Raw genomic sequence first — 17,651 nt, forward strand, 5'->3', positions numbered from 1 at the left:
TCAGTCACCCAGGTATTGAATGGTGATGTGGTAGCCGAAGGCGTGCTGCTGAATGCTGATGGGCTCACGGCGGCCTTTGCGGTTCAGATAGGTGATTTCCGTCACCAGCCTGCCGCGGGCGTTGCGCACCTCGCGCCTGTCGCCGGCGTCGGTCAGCGTCCAGCCTTTCGGCAGCTGCGGCTGCCAGGCCGCTATCGGCCAGTGGCTGAGCATCACGTCGGCCAGCACCTGACTGGCGGGCGGCATCTGCGGCACCACGATCGACTGTTCGGTATGCACGCCTTTTTCATCATAGGTGACGAGGAACAGGCGAATGCCCACCGATGAGAGCCCGGCCAGCGTCACCCTGTGCGCATCGGCGTTGAGCATCACCAGCAGCGACTGGGTCTGGCCGTTAAAGCTGCCGGTCAGCAGCTGCTGTGAGCTGAGCGTCGGCGAGATGCCCGGCGCCGGGAGCGTCACTAGGGTGCCCGGCTCCAGCCACGCCTGCGGGCGGTCCTGCTGCGCCTTCTGCGAATGGCCGCAGCCGGCAAGGGCTAAGGTGGCAATCAGCGCGAGGGCGCGGCCAAATCTGAACGTCATCATCGTCTGTGTTTCCCTTTTTTGCCGGGCATCGCCAGGGGCGATAGCAGGAAGGCGGTGAAAATCCCGCTGACCAGCACGATGCCAAAGCTGGCGATCGCCTGGGTTGAGCTAAATACCAGCATGCCGAGGGTCAGCAGCGTGGTCATCATGGCCAGGGTAACGGCCAGCAGCGAGGTCAGCGGCGTGCCGCGCGGGTTGCTGAAGAACAGCGTGTAGTTGATGCCAATCCCCAGCACCAGCACCAGCGCCAGCAGCGAGAACAGATTGAGCGAGTGGCCGCTGAAGGAGAGCGCCGCGAGGCCGCAGCCTAATGAGAGCACCGAAGGCAGGAGGCTGATAAGCCCTTTACGCCAGCCGAGGCGCAGAACCGCCCCGCAGGCGATGGTCGCCAGGGCGATACCCAGCAGCCCGGTGAGCAAATGGCGATAGAGGGCGAAGAGCTCGTCGAAAGCGCTTTTCCTGTCGACCCACGCCACGCCGCTATATTTTGCGCCAAGGGCCTTCAACATCGGGCTCTCCTTCACGCCGTCAACCGGCACCAGCACGCCGCTCTCGCCGTTCTGCAGGGTTATCCATAGCAGACGCCAGCCTTCGCTGGCCGGGCTGGCAAGCCAGGCGTCCACGGTGACCGGCATGGGACTGAGATCCGGATTGATCGCCTGCAGCCCGGCGCTTTGCAGCACGCGGCTTACCGCCGGGGAGGCGGCCTTCAGCAGCGCCAGATCCTGATGCTGACGGGCCAGCGAGTTCAGGGGGATCGTCCGGTAGCCGTTAAGCAGCCCCTGCCGCTGCGCCTGTTCCAGCGCCGGCGTAAAGGCTTCCAGCCGCTCCAGCGTTTGCTGCGGCGTCCGCCCGTAGACCACGAACCACTTCTGATCGACGCCCTGGCCGGTTAAGGCCGCGATCGTCTTTTCCTGCGCCAGCAGGGGCTGCGGCAGCGCCTGTAGCTGTGAAATATCGTCGTCGACGCGCAGGGTGGCGATCCCCGCCAGCGAGCACAGCGCGAGGGCGACCGGCAGGCCGATGGTGAGCTTTTTATTGCGTCGCCATGCCGCCAGCCAGCGCAGCATCAGAACCATCGCCGGCACCGGACGCACCGGCAGGCCGCGGGAGAGCAGCGGATGCCAGAAGATAACCGTCAGGCAGGAGGCGCTGAGCCCGGCGGCGGCGAATACCGACATCTGGCGAATGCCGGGGAAGGGCGCGAGCATCATGATCAGATAGGCTACGACCACCGTAAGGAGCGCCAGTAGCAGCGCGTTGCGTACCTTGGCGAGGCTTTGCCACGGCGTGACCTCGCCTCCGTGCACCATCCGCTCGGTCAGGTAGTAGAGCGTGTAATCGGCGGAAATACCGATAATGCTCATGCTCATTACCAGCGTCATCAGGTGCAGCTCGCCGAACAGCAGCAGCGTGGCGACGGTGCCCGCCAGCGCGCCGATGCCGATGGAGATCAGGCTCAGGATCAGCGGACGCAGCGAGCGAAAGACCGCGACGATGAGCAGAATAACGCCCAGGATGGTGGCCACGCCGAGGGTTGAGATATCCCGTTTTGCCTGCTGGCTGGCGTAGTCGCTGTAAAATACCGTGCCGCGCGAGAGCAGCTGAGCCTGCGGATAGCGGGCCTTGAGCTCGGCTTCCAGGGCGGAGAGGGTGGTCACAAGACGATGCGTTTGCTGCATATCAAACGACGAACCCGCCAGCTCGCCGTGCAGCAGATACCACTGGTTGCCCTGCTTATCCTCGGTCACCAGCCAGCCATCCTTCAGCTGCATACGCTGGCCGTTTTTCGCCATCGCCAGCTGTGAGCCGCGCATCAGCATCAGCGGGTCATTTTGCAGCTCTTTGCCGCTGACGCCGGAGAAGGCGGAGTAGAGCTGAGAGAGGATCCACTGCGCCTGGGCTTCGCCGCCGTTTTGCAGGCGGGCGCGGGTGGCATCGTCAATCAGTCCGTTGCGGTGCTGCCAGAAAAAAGTGCCCCAGGCCTGCTGGCTGGCGGCATCCATCGGGCCCTTCACCGTCGCCAGCGCGTGGGCGTTCTGCAGCAGTCTGAGCCACTCGCGGGCCACCTGCGGGTCGGCCTGCTTGCCGGGGCTGACCAGCCACACCAGCTGTCGGTCAAGGCGCTGCATAAAGCCCTCATTGAGGCTCGGAGGAACGGCGCCAAGCGCCTGTTTCGGCAGCATCGCCAGCACGCTGCTGTTCATCCGCGACTGCGGCAGCAGCGTCAGCAGCACGCCCAGCATCACCAGGCAGGCGAGCCCCCACAGCAGCGCGAAGCTCCTGCGGTTACTGTGCAGCAAATCGTTGGCGTTCGTCATCGGTCAGTTGCGCTGGCGTAAGTTGATGTTGAGAAAGGGTGATATCGGTGCGGTCGCCCTGCTTATCGTTTAGCTGAATGCGTTCCAGGTAGGCCTGTCCGCCGAGATCGATGGTGGCGAAGATTTTATCCAGCGGCGTGGCTATCGGCGTCAGGCGCAGCGTCCAGCGGCCTGCGCCCGCATCGTTGAATTCAACGCGGAAGTTCTGCTCCAGCACCCGGCGATCGGCCTGGAACAGCGCCCGCAGCAGATGGTTGAACTGAAACATCTGCGGGTTGCTCTCGGCGGTGATGACCTGCGGCGGCTGGCCGTTAATCGCCTGCACCATTCGCCTGTCGTCGAGCAGCAGCTGCATCGGGAACGGCTGGGTTTGATCCCACAGCAGGCCCTTATCGCGGGCGATCAGCATCGTTCCCTGGGATCGCAGCGGCTGCGGCAGATCCTTGATGGTGCGGGTTTGATCGAAGTGGGCGCGGATAACCGGCTGCTCGGTGAAGCGCTGCTGCAGATCGTCGAGCGTCAGCGCGCTGACCAGCGGGCAGACGAGCAGCGCCAGCAGGGGCCAGAGTTTCATGGCGTGACCCCCATGCGTTCAAACAGAATATCCGGGCTGACGAAGCTCATTTCCCGGCTTTTCTCCTCTACCGCGACCTGAATGGTGTAGCCGGTGGTGGTCCGTTTTCCGCTGGCCGCGTCGACGATCTCATAGCCAATGCGCAGCCGGTTCTCATACTCTTCGAGGCGGGCGCGCACGCGAAAGCGCTGTTCAAAGGTGAGCACGTCGCGGTACTTAACGCGGGTGTCGACGACCGGCCACAGGTAGCCGGACTCCTTCATCTGCCGGTAGCCGTAGTTGAACTGATTGAGCAGCGCCTCGCGGGCGATCTCGAAGTAGCGGAAGTAGTTGCCGTGCCACACCACGCCCATCATATCGACGTCGTGAAACGGGACGGTCAGCTCTACTTCGGCAGTAAAACGGGGATCGTTAAGCACCCTTTACTCCTTCTCTTTGGCGTCTGGCAGCTGCCAGAAATCGAAAAAATTAAACCAGTCCAGCGGCGAGCGCAGGGCGTAGTGCTCGAGGCGGCTGGCGTAGCGATCGACCGAGTTTTGGATCGCCTCCTCGCGCCCGGCGCGCGGCAGGATCAGCGGGTCGGCGAACGGTTCACAGTGAATATGCAGCTTGTCCTGCTGGCGGAGGGCGAAGATCAGCTGTACCGGGCAGCGCAGGACCGATGCCAGAATAAAGGGCCCCTGCGGGAACGGCGCGGGCTGGCCCATAAACGGGCTCCAGCAGACGCGCCACGTGCCGCCGCGCTGGGGCGTCACCGCAATGCGGTCGCCGACGATCGCAATCCATTCTCCGCGCTCCAGCTTCTCTTTCAGCAGGATGGCGGTATCCGGACCGATATCGGTTACCGGTATCAGGTTCAGCCCGGCCTGGGGCGCCATCTCCTGCATAATTTGCTTAAAGCGGCGGGCGTTGTCGCTAAACACCAGCGCATTGATGGTTTTGGTGCCCTGCAGCTGCGCCAGCGCCCGGCAGGCTTCGACGTCGCCCAGATGCGAGGCCAGCAGCAGCTTGCCGCCAGGGGCGCTGCTGTGCAGCGTTTCCTCAGCGCCGGGCGCAAAAACCACATCGCGATCGAAGCGGAGCTCGCCGCGCCAGCCGGCGATTTTATCGAGCATCGCATGGCCAAAGCGCAGAAAGTGGCGATAGCTGTTCAGCGCAGGCAGCGGCTGCTGCCGGGCGCGAAGCTGCGTCCGCACGCGGGAGAGCCAGCTGCGGGAGGCACGGCGGGCGCGGTGCGCGCTGAGCCAGTAGACCGCAACCACCGGATAGAGCAGCAGCGAAAACGCTTTGCGTCCCAGCAGACGCCACACCAGCAGCATCAGGCGCATGCCCCACAGCCCTTTGACCTCCTGCTGCTGCGCCCAGTGTACGGGGGAGCGGCGCAGCAGCAGGGAGGGGATGCGCGGCAGCATGCCGAGGAACAGGCGGGTATGCATCCAGGAGATGCGGCAGTTGTCCTTAAAGGCGTCAAAATGAGAGAGCCCGTCCGGCGGATAGGTGACGCGCGTCGGCACAAAATAGCTGGGGTTGCCCTGCCAGTAGAGGCGGACCATGACTTCGGTATCAAAATCCATGCGCTGGCCGAGGGCGACGCGGTGCGCCAGGCGCAGCGTTGGCGCTATCGGGTAAACGCGAAACCCGCACATGCTGTCTTTCAGCTGCAGCGATAGCGTTTCGAACCATACCCAAACGTGCGTTATCCAGCGTCCGTACAGGCGCGAGCGGGGAATGGAGTCGTCGTAAATCGGCTGGCCGGAAATCAGCGCCGCTGGATGGCGGCGGGCCAGCTCGAGCAGCTGCGGAATATCTTCGATGGCGTGCTGGCCGTCGGCGTCGACCTGCACGGCGTGGCTATAGCCGGCTTCGGCGGCGGCCTGCAGCCCGCGGATCACCGCCACCCCTTTGCCGGCGTTCTCGGCCAGCCGAATCAGCGTGAGGTTTGGCTCCCGCGCCGCCAGCTCGTTCAGCTGCAGGCGCGTCTCCTCGCTGCTGCCGTCGTCCACCACGATGCAGGGCAGGTCGAACGGCTGCAGTTGGGCCAGCACGCGCGCCATCATTGCCCCGTGGTTGTAGCAGGGGATCACCACGCAGGGGCGGAAGGTTAGCGACACAGGCGAATCTTCCCGCTGCTGGCGGTATGGCGCGCGTCGCCGTCGTGGCGCTGATAGCTAAAGGCCAGTATCTGGTGCGCTTCCTGCCAGCTCAGGGCCAGCGTGACGGTGGTCTCCGGCAGCAGCGGCGCCTGGAATTTGACGTTCTGAATGCTGTGAAAGCGCCAGCCCGGCGCCAGCAGCGTGGTGGCGTAGTGCATCACCCAGTCGAGCTGCGCGACGCCTGGCAGCAGCGGCTGTACGGCAAAATGGCCGCCGAACCAGAAGAGGTTAGGGTCGAGGTGCAGGACGATTTCAACCTGCTGCGGCTGTGCCTGATGGCGCTCTATTTCATGGGGTATCATGAAAAAATTCCTGTAGTTGCGCATAGACACGCTTGTTCATACTGTTGACCGGGATGTCGTCAATCACGCGCCAGTAGCGGGGGATCGCCACCGGTTCCAGCGTCGGGCGCAGCGCCTGGCGCCACTGCTGCTCAAGGATTTTGCCCTCGTGCTGCCAGCGCTGACGGGTTTGCGCATCCAGCACCAGCAGCGCGCCAATCCCCTGGCGATCGCCGCGGGTGACCGGCAGAGCCACGGCTTCGCGGATCCCCGGCAGGTTCTGGAGCCTGAGTTCTATTTCACTGAGCGAAATCCGCTTCTCTTCAATTTTGACCACCCGCCCACGCCGTCCGGTCAGGCGAAACTGGCCGTTGGCGGTGAATTCCAGGGTATCGTCGATTAACAGCCCGTCTTCATCGGCGATAAGCGGTGAAAACAGGCGGAAAGTCTCCCCCTGCTGCAGCAGCCTGATGCCGGCAAAGGGCTGCCAGGCCGCCTCTTCCTGGCGCCGCGAACGCCAGGCGATCACGCCGGTTTCGGTGCTGCCATAAATTTCGTCCGTCCAGACCTTCAGCCAGGCCGCCGCCTTGGCGACATCTTCCGAGGGAAGCTGGCCGCCGGCAGACAGGACGAGCGCTACCGGCGGCGGCGTCAGATGGGGATCGAGGCGTTTCAAAAACGCCGGGCTGCTGATAAACGCATAGCGGTGCTGCTGGCTCAGGGCGCTGAGCTGCTCGGCGTAAAAGAGCATCGCCGCGTGGAGCGGCAGGCCGAGAGCCATCGGCAGAAAGATGCGAAAGGTGAGCCCGTAGAGGTGCTGAGGCACCACCGAGGCCACGATGCGGCAGCCCTCGAGGCGGGTGGCGAAGCGCGCGGCCAGCAGCTCGGCTTCGCAGTCAAGATGGGCGATCGGTTTGATAACCCGCTTGGGCTTCCCGGTTGAGCCTGAGGTAAACAGCTCTACGCAGGCGTCCCCGGCGATGCGGCAAAACGCGGCGGGCTCTGCCATCGCGCGGCGCGCGCTGCCGATGACCAGCGAGGGTCCGTGCCAGTCGAGGAGCCTGTCGCTGAGTACGCCGTCAAACAGCGCTCGCTGCTCGTTCAGCAGCGAGCTGCGGCTATGTCCAGGGATCACCGGGATTTTATGCGCGTGCAGCGTCGCCAGCAGCGCGACGAGAAAGAGGTAGCTGTCCTCAAAGCACAGCGCCCAGCGTTCGGCATCGTGCTGTTGCAGCCGTTCGACCCACTGCGCCACGTCGTAGCGCAAATGGCCGAGGGTCCAGGTTTGCTCATCCAGCCAGGCGATCGGCGTGTCCGACGGACGCGAAGCGTCCAGCCAGCGCGCCAGTGAGAGAGGCACTATCATGACGACTCTCGCTTTATCATCCGCTGGCGCACCAGCCACTCTGCGGCCATCAGCGTGCCGATCAGCAGATAGGCAATCATGCCGTTCCACGCCGTCCATAGCGCCATATCGCCATACAGCGCGGTAAAGAGCGCCATGCCGCCGTTAAGAATAAAGAGGCCGCACCAGATTTGCGTCACCCGACGGGTGTAGCGTACGCCGGCCGCGGAAAGCTGCGGGTCGCGCAGGCGCGCCAGCCGTTCAACAACCGGCATCGTGGACCACAGCGAGCCGCCGAAAACGGCGAGCATGACGGCGTTGACCACCAGCGGATAAAACAGCAGCAGCTGATGCGTTTTGAGCAGGTAGCTGGCGGTACAGAGTGCCATACCCGCCAGCGCCACCAGCCGGGTGACGGCGTGCAGCGGTCCCGCCTGTCGCCGGGCCTGGCGAAAGCGTAACAGTAGAATCAGCGCCATCAAGGGGAGCAGCCAGTGCAGGCTGTTGCGCGCGAGGCCCAGCCAGATTAAAAATGGCCAGGCCAGCAGGAGCAGGCTCGTTAGCAGCTGTATACCCTTAGATGAAGGGGCTTCCGACATGCGGGTCAGGCTTCTCGGGACAAGCGTTCAACCGCATCAACCACGTCCTGTACGGTACGCACGGCCTTAAACTCTTCCGGCTTAATTTTCTTGCTGGTTTTCTTTTGCAGGTGGACGATCATATCGACGGCGTCAATGCTGTCCAGCTCGAGGTCTTCGTACAGACGCGCTTCCGGGCGGATCTCCTGCGGGTCGATTTCAAACAGCTTAACCAGAAGCGCCGAGACTTCTGCATAAATATCATGTGATTCAGTCATGGGTGGTGCCTCAGGTACGTTGAGCGTGGATGAACGCGGCCAGGGTCGCGACGGAGTAGAAGTGCTGGCGCATCTCGTCGCTTTCGGCGGAAAGCACCACGCCGTAGCGGTTTTTCACCGCCAGCCCCAGTTCCAGGGCGTCAATGGAGTCGAGGCCGAGACCATCGCCAAAGAGCGCCGCGTCGGCGTCGATGTCGTCAGCCGACAGCTCTTCCAGATTCAACGTGTTGATGATGAGATTTTTCAGTTCAAGATAGAGCGCTTGCATCATTAATTCCTGAAGTAGGCGTAGTACCTGATTGTAATTGAAGCAAAATATGCCGATTTAGCTGTCTTGCTGCCAGCGACGGTTCTTGTGAGTTATCGTCGTAAAACTGGGCGATCTGCACCCGCTCGCCTACCTCGATGGTAAACAGGGGCCGGGTTGCCGGCGCATCGTACCATTTACTGTTTTTGCCCAGCATATGTTCGCTGCAGCGAATGACCACTACGCGCAAATCGCTGGCGCAGCGCACGGCAATATTGGCCGCGCCGCGCTGAAGGACCATGGGTTCACCCGGCAGGGTGCGGGTTCCCTCCGGGAAAATTAAGATGGTATCGCCCTGCTGCAGGCGCTGTCGGCTGGCGGGCAGTAGCGCATCGGCCTGATCGTTAATTAAATAGTCCGCCGCGCGGATCACGCCGCTGACGAACGGGTTTTTCAGCAGGGCGCTTTTTACCAGGCAGTCGGTCTCGGGCATGATCGAAGCCAGCATCACGTAGTCGATAAGGCTGGGATGGTTAGCCACCACCAGGCATCCGCGCTCCTGGCGCAGGAGCTCGGCGCCCAGGATCCGGTAATCCAGCACCCCAACGGCTTTGACCACCGTTAAGAAGAGGCGAAAGCTGGCCGAGATGCTGCGTCGCGCCAGGCGACGGCGGCGAGATTTATCTCTGACCACCACCAGCAGCAGGTTAAACCAGACTAAGGAGAGCAGCAGCCCGCCAAGACCGAACAGCGCGAAGCAGACGCCGGTCATCAGCCCGCGCCAGGCGCGATTTATGCGTGATGGAACGCCGTTCATGAGCGGCTCCACTGCCACTGCAGGCGCTCGCCGGCGAGGGTAAAGGCCGAGCTCTCCTGCAGATAGTGGCGTAAAAACTGCAGGCTCTGCGGCAGCTCCGCCTCTTCGCTCGGTGCGGCGCGCTGCGTCGAGCAGCGCCACTCTTCGCCCGCTTCGATAACCAGCGCGAGCGCGTAGGGCCAGGTCGGCATCGCAGGGGGAAGATAGGGGTGATAAAACTCCGGGAGATGGCCGTCGAAATCAACCATCAGCACGCGCTGATAGCCCGCCTGCAGGAGGCACATCGCTTCGCACAGCCCCTGCTGGAAGGTATCCCGCCCGGCGGAGAGTGAAGAGGAGACGATCGGCCTTTGGGCGGCAATGGTCAGGTTACCGACCGCTGAATTATGCACCGAGAGCGCGAAGTCAGTCGGGGAGAGCGCCTGCTCCGTCGCCAGCGCGTGCAGGATGCGGTAGTTGCGTTCAAGCTCGCCGTGGCGGCTGGTGTACAGTACGGCATCGATGCGATGGCGGCGCAGCATCGCCAGCCCGCACTCAACGGCAAGCCGGCTGCCGGAGCTGAGTCGTCTGGCGGTCATCATCGGTAGTTCGCTCAGCTTTGCCTGAGGTGCCGCCGGATCGATGGCGTGCGAAAGCCGTGACCACTGCTGCCACTGCGTCGTTTCGCTTAGTCCTGGGGCTCTGCCCTGCCAGTCAATTATGTTTAGTGCAAATTTCATCAACGCGAGTCCGCGGTAAATCGGTGATTCCGGTAGCGTTTTTTAACGCCACCTTGTTATTTTTCTGCTGGCCTGCCAATACAGTATGACCGACGCCAGGTTATCGGGCGCGCCGCAGCCCGCATTATTTGCCGATCGATTTCGCGTATTTTCGATATTTTCGCGCATCAGTGCAATTTATTGTGGCAAATCTAAGAGCACGAGCCGAATATTTTCATCGTTCCGTCCGCCGCCTGACGCGCATTTTCTGCCGCGACCACCACATATCATACAGGCCGGCTTGCGAATACATAGGATAATGCCGAATCAAATGGCGGTTCGGCATTATCCCGCGGGCCTTCAGGCGATTGCCGGCTGGCGTTAGCGGGATGATGCCGATATAGCGCCGGGCGCTATATTCCTCTTTAGGGGTAAGAACCCTAATCACTTCACGCCGAAGCGCGGAGAGCGAATGCTTACAGCGCGCTTCCCGCAGCCAAATTAACCTGGATGTCTTTATCTAAATTATGTACCCAGCGGTTATAGTTTTTATGGATTTCACCGCCGGAGGCCATCAGGTTGAGGCTGCTGACGTAACGAATAGAATAACCGGTCGCGGAATAGTTAATTTGCACTTCAGCGACGTGATCGCGCGCCTGCTGGCGGGCTTTGATAATACCCGGCGCCGTTTCTGACATTATCCACTGGCGCTGTACGCCGGCTCGGAAAATAGCATTTTTTACCTGAGCATCGGTATGGCCAGCGCTGACCGTGGTCTGAATTTGTTCGATGGGCGCCGTACGGGCGCAGCCTGCCAATGTCCCGATAACGGCAATAGCTGCCAGCCACTTAACAACCTTTTTCATGAACGCTTCCTGTCGAATTATGGGTATATGATGAGATGCCCAATGCTAAGAATAATTAATATCAGTCTCACCGGGCCGGAATTATGTCTCAGGTAAATATCTCGCACGTTTTCCGTTTTGACGTCAGGCGAGAAGGTTTTTCATCATAAAGCATAGATCGCGAGGTCACCAGCGGCAATGAGTAATGATGATGGATTTCATATGGTTAAAATTTACTTTGATAGCCTAAAATTCACAAAAATTATACAATCCTCGCTATTCTTCACCATCAAATTAATCAGTCGGCTTATTCAGTCATATCATTCTCATCATTTAATAATAAGCAAACTATTACCCGGCTATATAATGGGGGTATTATATCTCCGGCTGCCGGGGGCAGCGGGAATTCTGTTTTATTTCCCCGATTTAAGCCGTGAATGACGTAAATCAATATTCAGTTCTGGTAGCTGTTTTTCACCGGATGACGTGGTAACGGGGAAACATCGAGTGGGGCATATCCGCTGAACCTGAATACCGCAACCGGCGCCTGAAGGAGTTCGCTTCCGGCTGCGGATTGGCCGGGAGCGATGTTTAATTTGCCCGCGGCTGACGATCGCGGTGCCGTCGGGGCGGCGGCCAAAAAAAATGGCCCCCGGTGGCGACACCGGAGGCCATAACCTCTGACCGTGAGTTACTGAATGGTCAGGGTATTGATGATGTTTTCCGCCGCAGTCTGCGCCTGCTGCTGGTTGTCCGCCGGCAGAGTGATCTGCAGGGTCAGCAGCTTGTCATCTACCTTGCCGAGAAGAACCGAAGACCAGGCGGTCTGTCCTTTGGCGGAGATGATGCTGTCCAGCTGCTGCAGCGTGTGGCCTTTGATCTCAACGGATTTATTGGTCACGACCTGCAGCTGCGGATCGCGGCTGCGCTGCTGCTCTTCCAGACGCTGAGCCAGTACGGACAGCTCTTCAGTGGTGCTGTCGCCCACAATCACGATCACCGCTTTCTGACCTGTGACATCAGAATAGACGTGCATGTTGTTGGCCTGAGTACCCAGCTTCCCGCTCTGGTCAGTCATCCCAGCGGGCAGGGAGAAGCTCAGTTTGCCGTCCAGCAGGCTCACGGTTTGTCCGCTGGCGTTGCTTTCAGCCGCAGCCCCTTCGGTTGGCGCTTTTGAATCGCTGTTATCACAGGCCGCAAGGCCCACAACCAGCAGGCCAATACCGACATATTTAACCAAATTGCGCATTGACATCTTCCTTTCGATAAACGGCCATTAACGGCTCATTCGCTTATCTTATCACATCAGTCTGCGAGTACTCTTAACCTGGCTGCAATGCTGACAAATCAGATTTATCCGCCATTTTTTTCAGCAGCATATTCAACAACATGCCGTACATCGGCAGGAAGAATACGATGCTAATCAGCACCTTGAAGCAGTAGTCAACGATGGCGATTTCTCCCCAGTGGGCCGCCATAAACGGGTCCGGGCTGCGCCAGAAGGCGATAAAGAAAAAGGCCAGCGTGTCGCTGACGTTGCCAAACAGCGTCGAGGCGGTGGGCGCCAGCCACCAGCGGCGGTTTTGACGCAGGCGGTTAAAGACGTGGACGTCGAGGATCTGCCCCAGCGCATAGGCCATAAAGCTGGCGGCCGCGATACGCGCCACGAACAGGTTGAAGTGCATCAGTGCGGCAAAGCCCTGCCATTCGCCCATATAAAACAGCGCGGAGACGCCATAGGAGATCAGCAGCGCCGGGACCATTACCGCGAGGATGATGCGTCGCGCCAGCGGTGCGCCAAAAATGCGTACCGTCAGATCGGTGGCGAGGAAGATAAACGGAAAGCTGAACGCGCCCCAGGTGGTATGGAAACCAAAAATGGAGATCGGTAGCTGCACCAGATAGTTACTGGAGGTGATCACCAGCAAATGGAATAGCGATAGCCAGACCAGCGCTTTTTTACGCTGTACGGTAGTAAAGGGATTCATATTGTGACCTTTTTATGCCCGTTATCCTTCAGGCTGCAGAGGCGTCGCCGCTTTTCTACAACATGAATGAGTGAGGGACTGAAATTTGGGGTGAGGGAACCCAATTAAAAACGGCTGCATGATACTGCGTTGAGAGCGTAATGCAACGGTTGTTTTTCGCGCAAACGTTAACCTGGCTTGCGTCGCGTGCGGGTGGGGGTAAACTAGGGCCGTTTTGTTGACGTGAGATGAAAATGAGCGAACTTTTTTCCAGTCCTGACCACACTTTGGATGCACAGGGGCTGCGCTGCCCCGAGCCGGTAATGATGGTGCGCAAGGCCGTGCGTACGATGCCGGTTGGCGAGACGCTGCTGATTATCGCCGACGATCCGGCGACAACCCGCGATATTCCCGGCTTTTGCCGCTTTATGGAGCATGAGCTGGTGGCGCAGGAGATTAGCGCCCTGCCGTACCGCTATTTGATTCGTAAAAACCACTGAACTCCCCGCTAAGCGCTGCGCCAGCGGGGAGCGCGTCCGCTACTTCTGGCGCAACAGCCGCAGGGCGTTGACGGTGACCAGCACCGTGGCGCCGGTATCCGCCAGCACCGCCAGCCAAAGTCCGGTCAGGCCGAGCAGCGTGGTTATCAGGAAAATCCCCTTCAGTCCCAGCGCAATCGCAATGTTCTGCCGGATGTTGGCATGGGTGGCGCGAGCCAGCGAAATCATCTGCGCCAGGCCGGTTAAGCGGTTATGGGTTAACGCCGCGTCGGCGGTCTCCAGCGCCACGTCGGTACCGCTGCCCATCGCAATGCCGATGGTGGCCGCCTTCATGGCCGGCGCGTCGTTGATGCCGTCGCCGACCATCGCCAGCGGCGCTTCGGCGTTGAGCGCCATCACCGCCGTGACCTTATCGGCAGGCAGCAGCCCGGCGCGGAACGCCAGCCCCAGCTCGTCGGCGATGGCCGCCGCCGCGCGCGGGTTATCGCCGGTCAGGATCACCCCCTGTACGCCGAGCTGACGCAGATCTTCAACCGCCTGGCGGGCGTCGTCGCGCAGGGTATCGCGCAGCGCCAGAATGCCGAGCAGGATATCCTCACGCAGCACCAGCACCACCGTTTGGCCGGCGCTCTCCAACTGCTGGATCTGCTCTTCATACGCCGCCGCCGCGCCTTTACCTGCCGCGCAAATCAGCACCCGGCGGCCGGCAACGTCGGCTTCGATGCCGGAACCGGCCAGCGCGCGCTGGGCGCTGGCGGTGGGGATATTCAGCCCCCGCTGCTGCGCTTCGCGGACGATGGCCTGGGCCAGCGGATGGCTGGAACCTTGCTCCACCGCGGCGGCCAGCGCCAGCAGGTCGTTCTCATCGATGTCGGCGGTGACGATCGCTGCGCTCACGCGCGGCTGGCCGACGGTCAGGGTGCCGGTTTTATCAAAGGCGACCTGGCGAATCTGGCCCAGCTGTTCAAGCGCGGCGCCGCCTTTAATCAGCGCACCGCGACGGGCCGCGACCGCCAGCCCGGAGGTGATTGCCGCCGGGGTGGAAATCACCAGCGCGCACGGGCAGCCGATCAGCAGCAGCGTCAGCCCCTTGTAGATCCACGGCAGCCAGGCACCGGCAAAAAGCAGCGGCGGTACGACGGCTACCAGCAGGGCAACGAGCATAATGGCCGGGGTATAAATGCGGCTAAAGCGATCGATAAAACGCTCGATGGGCGCCCGGCGCTCTTCGGCTTCCTCAATCAGCTTCAGAATACGATCGATTGCGCTGTCGCCGGGTTCGGAGATGACCGTCAGCTGCACCAGACGGTCGACGCTGGTTGCGCCTGCCGCCACGCGCTGGCCGGCGCTGCGTTCCACCGGGACGGATTCGCCGGTTAACGCGCTCTCATCGAAGCTGGCAAACGGCGTCATCAGCTGACCATCGGCGGGCAGGCGTCCGCCGGCGGCGACCTCAATCAGATCCCCGGGGCGCAGGTCGCGCTGGGCGACGGTTTCCCGCACGCCGTCGCGGATCCGCGTGGCGGTATCGGGCTTGAGGGCCATGAGCGCGCTGACGCCCTGGCGAGCGCGGCTGGCGGCCCAGCCTTCAAGGCGTTCGCCGATCAGGAACAGCAGCAGCACCATCGCGGCTTCGGCGGTGGCACCGATAAACAGCGCCCCGATGGCGGCGACGCTCATTAGCGTTTCAATGGCAAACCAGCTGCCGCTTCTCATCAAACGCACCGCCTGGCGCGCGACCGGCCACAGGCCAACGAGGGTGGTGGCAACGAAGGCCAGCTCGCCGAAAGGGTGGTTGAACTGCTCCAGCCCCCAGCTCAGCGCCATCATCAGCACCAGGGTTATTAGCGGCAGATTCTCCCGCAGCCGGGAGATTTCCTGCTGCGGAGTCTCTTCATCGCGCAGGGTATATCCCGCCGAGCGCACCGCGCTTTCCACCTGCGGGCGGATATCGCTCCCGGCGTTCACCAGCAGCTTTTGCGTGGCAAACAGCACCTGTACCTGGCTGACGCCCGGCACCTGGCGTACGGCGTTCTCGACCTTGCGGGCGCAGGCGGCGCAGTCCATGCCGTCGATTAACCAGCTGTAGCGCGCGGTTTCCAGGGGTTCTTGGCGGGCTTGCGCCGCGCAGGAGGAGTCCGTACAGCAGCTGTCAGGCTGTGCGGCTGCGGGTTTTAATTTGAATGACGAGAACTGTGGGACTTTTTTATCCTGAGCTTCTGGAGTCGACATGGGACCCTCCGGGTAATGATAATTTTCTCATTGCCCAGAGGATACACTCTGGAGTCTACTCCAGAGTCAAGCGCTAAATTAGAGGTACAGCGCACGCACGATCAGGAAGTGTCCGGCGAAGTAGAAGGCGGCGGCAATCGCGTTATCGGCGCGGAAGCGGCGGCGATAGTGGCTGACCAGCCAGACAATATTCCCCAGCAGCAGGAAGGCGGCGCCGATAAAGCCGGAGAGGGCGGTATCGGTCGGGCGCACGAACCACAGCTCGCCCGCCAGCCAGACCATCACCAGCGTCATGCCGATAAAGGTGAATACCGGCAGGCGCATCTCTTCCAGCCGGGTCCAGATTACCGCCAGCAGCAGCGCGCCAACGACCAGCAGCACCAGCGGCAGCGGCCAGAAAAATGACAGCGTCATCTGGCTGGCAAACCAGATGGTATAGAGCAGATGCGAAAGGAAAAAGGCGCCGACGGCGTACATCACCCGCTGGCGCGGCAGCAGCGTCAGCGCGTCGCCGACCAGCGAGGCGCACAGACCGGCCAGCACCAGGTAGCTGATGGCGTTGAACATCGGCGCCTGCCAGGCAAGCAGCAGCAGGAGAATGAGCGTAACGGGTTTAAACAACCAACGTTGCCACGTTGGCCCACGATAGGACGCATCGACGTAAAGCCATGCGGAAAAACAGACAGCAATAAACGACCAAAGCATAGTGAGTCCCTGTATCTGTTATCGCTATACCCGCCGCCTTACAGGCCGCAACCCGAAATGCATAGGGTATAAGTAGTTGTACTGACGGTACTAATGTTCAGTGTAGTGGCTCGGGAGGGCAGATGACAACGTTAATCAAGGCACGGTATGCTGATTCCTGAGAATTCCTGGGGGTAAGATGAATGAGTAAGATCCCGCTGTTTTTTATTATCGTCGTGGCCATCATTGTGGTGGCGGCATCGGTTCGCTATGCGCAGCAGCGACGGGAAGGCAGGGACAACGACGCCGCGCCGCTGCTGCAAAGGCAGGTGGTGGTGAGCAACAAGCGGGAGAAGGTGATTAACGATCGTCGTTCGCGCCAGCAAGCCGTCGCCCCGGCCGGCAGCGAGATGCGCTATGACGTCAGCTTCAGGCCGGAAAGCGGCGGGCTCGAAGTCAGCTTTCGTCTCGAAGAGGCGCAGTATCATGCGCTTAGCGTTGGCGACAGGGGAATGCTGAGCTACAAAGGCTCAAGGTTTGTCGCGTTTACGCCAGATCCTTGAGCCTGCTGCGTCCGGCTATGCTACGCGCCGTGCGGCGCGGCAGCGAGCCGGGCGCCATCACTTCTTACGCAGCGTGGCCTTGAGCTTTTTCTGCCAGGCAACCAGCTCGAATACGCCGAAGACAAAAATGCGTACCTGCTCGAAGCGGCCCAGCGGCGGCGCATCTTTTGGCTGAGTAGCCTTCAGCAGCGTCAGCTGCAGGCCGTGCATCAGGATCATAAAGATAAGCGCGACGTTGACGAAAATATTCAGCGGCTTAGGGAAAGGCTGAAACAGGTTTAAGAGCAAAAAGGCCCATACGCACAGCATCAGTACCCGGCCCAGATTAATCAGCATTCTTTTCTCCTTGTGCCTCTCGTTGATAGAGGCGGTAGGCGACCTGTCCGGCCACTTTCTCACGATACAGGTGCCAGCCGGCCGGTACCGGCGGTAGCCCATTTTCGACTTCACTTTCGACGTAGATCAGCGCCTCGTCGGCGAGCCAGCCGTTATTCTCCAGCAGCCGCAGCGTCTCCTCCAGCAGCCCTTTACGGAAAGGCGGGTCGACGAAGGCTATCTGGTGTGGCGTGCCGGGCTGATTAAGCCAGGTCAGGGTATTGGTGTTGACCACCGTGCCGTTGCTGGCTTTCAGGGTCGCCAGGTTTTTCTGCAGCTGCTGGGCAACGCCGCGCTCCATCTCCAGCAGCGTGGTGCTGCCCGCGTAGCGGGAGAGCGCTTCCAGGCCCAGCGCGCCGCTGCCGGCAAAGCAGTCCAGGCAGCGCGCGTCGACCATAGACGGCGCCAGCCAGTTAAAAAGGGTTTCACGGACCCGGTCGGTGGTCGGGCGCAGGCCCGGGCTCTCCGGCACCGGTAATTTCCGGCCCCGCCACTGTCCGCCGATAATGCGGATCTGGCCGCTGCCTGCGTGGTTTGGTTTCTTCATCTCTCTGCTCAAGTCTCAACTTCCAGCCTGCTATTCTAGCGATCGAAGGCGGATGACGAAA

At 61.1% G+C, this 17,651-nt stretch carries 21 protein-coding genes; 2 read left to right on the forward strand and 19 right to left on the reverse strand.

The annotated features are described in order from the left end of the window. From HCK03_RS01305 to HCK03_RS01375, 15 genes are all read right to left on the reverse strand, one after another. Window positions 1-585, reverse strand: coding sequence for a DUF3261 domain-containing protein (locus HCK03_RS01305; protein WP_167691047.1), 585 nt, complete (start codon window positions 583-585; stop codon window positions 1-3). Further along, on the reverse strand, window positions 582-2,906 hold the full coding sequence (locus tag HCK03_RS01310) for an MMPL family transporter (RefSeq protein ID WP_167691048.1): 2,325 nt from the start codon (window positions 2,904-2,906) through the stop codon (window positions 582-584). Before HCK03_RS01310 ends, HCK03_RS01305 begins: the two co-directional genes overlap by 4 nt. Then, window positions 2,875-3,480 (reverse strand): outer membrane lipoprotein carrier protein LolA, encoded by a 606-nt coding sequence (locus tag HCK03_RS01315; protein WP_076946182.1) that lies wholly within the window; start codon window positions 3,478-3,480, stop codon window positions 2,875-2,877. Before HCK03_RS01315 ends, HCK03_RS01310 begins: the two co-directional genes overlap by 32 nt. Continuing rightward, a complete protein-coding gene (locus HCK03_RS01320) occupies window positions 3,477-3,899 on the reverse strand; it encodes an acyl-CoA thioesterase (protein WP_041143075.1) in 423 nt (140 codons plus the stop codon). The genes HCK03_RS01315 and HCK03_RS01320 overlap by 4 nt, the downstream gene beginning before the upstream one ends. A gap of 3 nt (window positions 3,900-3,902) precedes the next feature. Next, the gene (locus HCK03_RS01325) at window positions 3,903-5,591 is read right to left on the reverse strand and encodes a glycosyltransferase family 2 protein (RefSeq protein WP_167691049.1); all 1,689 of its coding nucleotides are present in this window, start codon (window positions 5,589-5,591) and stop codon (window positions 3,903-3,905) included. Continuing rightward, window positions 5,582-5,935 (reverse strand): beta-hydroxyacyl-ACP dehydratase, encoded by a 354-nt coding sequence (locus HCK03_RS01330; RefSeq protein ID WP_167691050.1) that lies wholly within the window; start codon window positions 5,933-5,935, stop codon window positions 5,582-5,584. The genes HCK03_RS01325 and HCK03_RS01330 overlap by 10 nt, the downstream gene beginning before the upstream one ends. Beyond that, window positions 5,922-7,280, reverse strand: a complete 1,359-nt coding sequence (locus HCK03_RS01335; RefSeq protein ID WP_167691051.1) for an AMP-binding protein — start codon at window positions 7,278-7,280, stop codon at window positions 5,922-5,924. The genes HCK03_RS01330 and HCK03_RS01335 overlap by 14 nt, the downstream gene beginning before the upstream one ends. Further along, window positions 7,277-7,858: a COG4648 family protein gene (locus HCK03_RS01340; protein ID WP_167691052.1), complete on the reverse strand. Its 582-nt coding sequence runs from the start codon at window positions 7,856-7,858 to the stop codon at window positions 7,277-7,279. Before HCK03_RS01340 ends, HCK03_RS01335 begins: the two co-directional genes overlap by 4 nt. Window positions 7,859-7,863: 5 nt before the next feature. After that, the gene (locus HCK03_RS01345) at window positions 7,864-8,115 is read right to left on the reverse strand and encodes an acyl carrier protein (protein WP_045853985.1); all 252 of its coding nucleotides are present in this window, start codon (window positions 8,113-8,115) and stop codon (window positions 7,864-7,866) included. A gap of 10 nt (window positions 8,116-8,125) precedes the next feature. Continuing rightward, window positions 8,126-8,383, reverse strand: coding sequence for a phosphopantetheine-binding protein (locus tag HCK03_RS01350; RefSeq protein ID WP_041143069.1), 258 nt, complete (start codon window positions 8,381-8,383; stop codon window positions 8,126-8,128). Continuing rightward, on the reverse strand, window positions 8,364-9,179 hold the full coding sequence (locus HCK03_RS01355) for a lysophospholipid acyltransferase family protein (RefSeq protein ID WP_135183873.1): 816 nt from the start codon (window positions 9,177-9,179) through the stop codon (window positions 8,364-8,366). The genes HCK03_RS01350 and HCK03_RS01355 overlap by 20 nt, the downstream gene beginning before the upstream one ends. Continuing rightward, window positions 9,176-9,898 carry a beta-ketoacyl synthase chain length factor gene (locus HCK03_RS01360; protein WP_167691053.1) on the reverse strand — a complete coding sequence of 241 codons (723 nt, stop codon included), beginning with the start codon at window positions 9,896-9,898 and terminating at the stop codon, window positions 9,176-9,178. The genes HCK03_RS01355 and HCK03_RS01360 overlap by 4 nt, the downstream gene beginning before the upstream one ends. 455 nt (window positions 9,899-10,353) lie before the next feature. After that, window positions 10,354-10,743 (reverse strand): LptM family lipoprotein, encoded by a 390-nt coding sequence (locus HCK03_RS01365; RefSeq protein ID WP_041143066.1) that lies wholly within the window; start codon window positions 10,741-10,743, stop codon window positions 10,354-10,356. 670 nt (window positions 10,744-11,413) lie between these two features. Continuing rightward, entirely contained in the window at window positions 11,414-11,971 is a 558-nt protein-coding gene (locus HCK03_RS01370; protein ID WP_076946173.1) for a DcrB family lipoprotein, read from the reverse strand. Window positions 11,972-12,044: 73 nt separating this feature from the next. Further along, complete coding sequence (locus HCK03_RS01375) at window positions 12,045-12,710, reverse strand: 7-cyano-7-deazaguanine/7-aminomethyl-7-deazaguanine transporter (protein WP_167691054.1); 666 nt, start codon at window positions 12,708-12,710, stop codon at window positions 12,045-12,047. 233 nt (window positions 12,711-12,943) lie between these two features. Here HCK03_RS01375 and tusA point away from each other — a divergent pair, with 233 nt between their 5' ends. Beyond that, window positions 12,944-13,189, forward strand: a complete 246-nt coding sequence (tusA, locus tag HCK03_RS01380) for a sulfurtransferase TusA (RefSeq protein ID WP_041147480.1) — start codon at window positions 12,944-12,946, stop codon at window positions 13,187-13,189. A gap of 39 nt (window positions 13,190-13,228) precedes the next feature. On the opposite strand, the gene zntA is transcribed toward tusA, so the two are convergent. Further along, a complete protein-coding gene (gene zntA, locus HCK03_RS01385) occupies window positions 13,229-15,421 on the reverse strand; it encodes a Zn(II)/Cd(II)/Pb(II) translocating P-type ATPase ZntA (RefSeq protein WP_167691055.1) in 2,193 nt (730 codons plus the stop codon). A 78-nt stretch (window positions 15,422-15,499) separates the two neighbouring features. After that, window positions 15,500-16,126, reverse strand: a complete 627-nt coding sequence (locus HCK03_RS01390) for a lysoplasmalogenase (RefSeq protein ID WP_076946171.1) — start codon at window positions 16,124-16,126, stop codon at window positions 15,500-15,502. Window positions 16,127-16,317: 191 nt separating this feature from the next. Here HCK03_RS01390 and HCK03_RS01395 point away from each other — a divergent pair, with 191 nt between their 5' ends. Continuing rightward, entirely contained in the window at window positions 16,318-16,668 is a 351-nt protein-coding gene (locus HCK03_RS01395; RefSeq protein ID WP_167692382.1) for a DUF2500 domain-containing protein, read from the forward strand. 57 nt (window positions 16,669-16,725) lie between these two features. Here HCK03_RS01395 and HCK03_RS01400 read toward each other — a convergent pair whose 3' ends face one another. Together HCK03_RS01400 and rsmD are read right to left on the reverse strand one after the other, a co-directional pair. After that, window positions 16,726-17,004 (reverse strand): DUF1145 family protein, encoded by a 279-nt coding sequence (locus tag HCK03_RS01400; RefSeq protein ID WP_041143060.1) that lies wholly within the window; start codon window positions 17,002-17,004, stop codon window positions 16,726-16,728. Then, complete coding sequence (rsmD, locus tag HCK03_RS01405) at window positions 16,994-17,590, reverse strand: 16S rRNA (guanine(966)-N(2))-methyltransferase (protein ID WP_041143059.1); 597 nt, start codon at window positions 17,588-17,590, stop codon at window positions 16,994-16,996. The genes HCK03_RS01400 and rsmD overlap by 11 nt, the downstream gene beginning before the upstream one ends. Window positions 17,591-17,651: the final 61 nt, after the last annotated feature.

Origin of the sequence: Klebsiella terrigena, from assembly GCF_012029655.1 — a bacterium.
In the GTDB taxonomy this organism is placed as follows: Bacteria; Pseudomonadota; Gammaproteobacteria; order Enterobacterales; family Enterobacteriaceae; genus Klebsiella; species Klebsiella terrigena.

Bases quoted from the DNA above. Each gene is read 5' to 3' on its own strand.
- HCK03_RS01310 (WP_167691048.1), bottom strand. From the start codon at position 2,906: ATGACGAACGCCAACGATTTGCTGCACAGTAACCGCAGGAGCTTCGCG.
- HCK03_RS01350 (WP_041143069.1), bottom strand. From the start codon at position 8,383: ATGCAAGCGCTCTATCTTGAACTGAAAAATCTCATCATCAACACGTTG.
- tusA (WP_041147480.1), top strand. From the start codon at position 12,944: ATGAGCGAACTTTTTTCCAGTCCTGACCACACTTTGGATGCACAGGGG.
- HCK03_RS01340 (WP_167691052.1), bottom strand. From the start codon at position 7,858: ATGTCGGAAGCCCCTTCATCTAAGGGTATACAGCTGCTAACGAGCCTG.
- HCK03_RS01370 (WP_076946173.1), bottom strand. From the start codon at position 11,971: ATGCGCAATTTGGTTAAATATGTCGGTATTGGCCTGCTGGTTGTGGGC.
- HCK03_RS01365 (WP_041143066.1), bottom strand. From the start codon at position 10,743: ATGAAAAAGGTTGTTAAGTGGCTGGCAGCTATTGCCGTTATCGGGACA.
- HCK03_RS01335 (WP_167691051.1), bottom strand. From the start codon at position 7,280: ATGATAGTGCCTCTCTCACTGGCGCGCTGGCTGGACGCTTCGCGTCCG.
- HCK03_RS01330 (WP_167691050.1), bottom strand. From the start codon at position 5,935: ATGATACCCCATGAAATAGAGCGCCATCAGGCACAGCCGCAGCAGGTT.
- HCK03_RS01355 (WP_135183873.1), bottom strand. From the start codon at position 9,179: ATGAACGGCGTTCCATCACGCATAAATCGCGCCTGGCGCGGGCTGATG.
- HCK03_RS01315 (WP_076946182.1), bottom strand. From the start codon at position 3,480: ATGAAACTCTGGCCCCTGCTGGCGCTGCTCGTCTGCCCGCTGGTCAGC.
- HCK03_RS01345 (WP_045853985.1), bottom strand. From the start codon at position 8,115: ATGACTGAATCACATGATATTTATGCAGAAGTCTCGGCGCTTCTGGTT.
- HCK03_RS01360 (WP_167691053.1), bottom strand. From the start codon at position 9,898: ATGAAATTTGCACTAAACATAATTGACTGGCAGGGCAGAGCCCCAGGA.
- zntA (WP_167691055.1), bottom strand. From the start codon at position 15,421: ATGTCGACTCCAGAAGCTCAGGATAAAAAAGTCCCACAGTTCTCGTCA.
- HCK03_RS01305 (WP_167691047.1), bottom strand. From the start codon at position 585: ATGATGACGTTCAGATTTGGCCGCGCCCTCGCGCTGATTGCCACCTTA.
- HCK03_RS01390 (WP_076946171.1), bottom strand. From the start codon at position 16,126: ATGCTTTGGTCGTTTATTGCTGTCTGTTTTTCCGCATGGCTTTACGTC.
- HCK03_RS01375 (WP_167691054.1), bottom strand. From the start codon at position 12,710: ATGAATCCCTTTACTACCGTACAGCGTAAAAAAGCGCTGGTCTGGCTA.
- HCK03_RS01400 (WP_041143060.1), bottom strand. From the start codon at position 17,004: ATGCTGATTAATCTGGGCCGGGTACTGATGCTGTGCGTATGGGCCTTT.
- rsmD (WP_041143059.1), bottom strand. From the start codon at position 17,590: ATGAAGAAACCAAACCACGCAGGCAGCGGCCAGATCCGCATTATCGGC.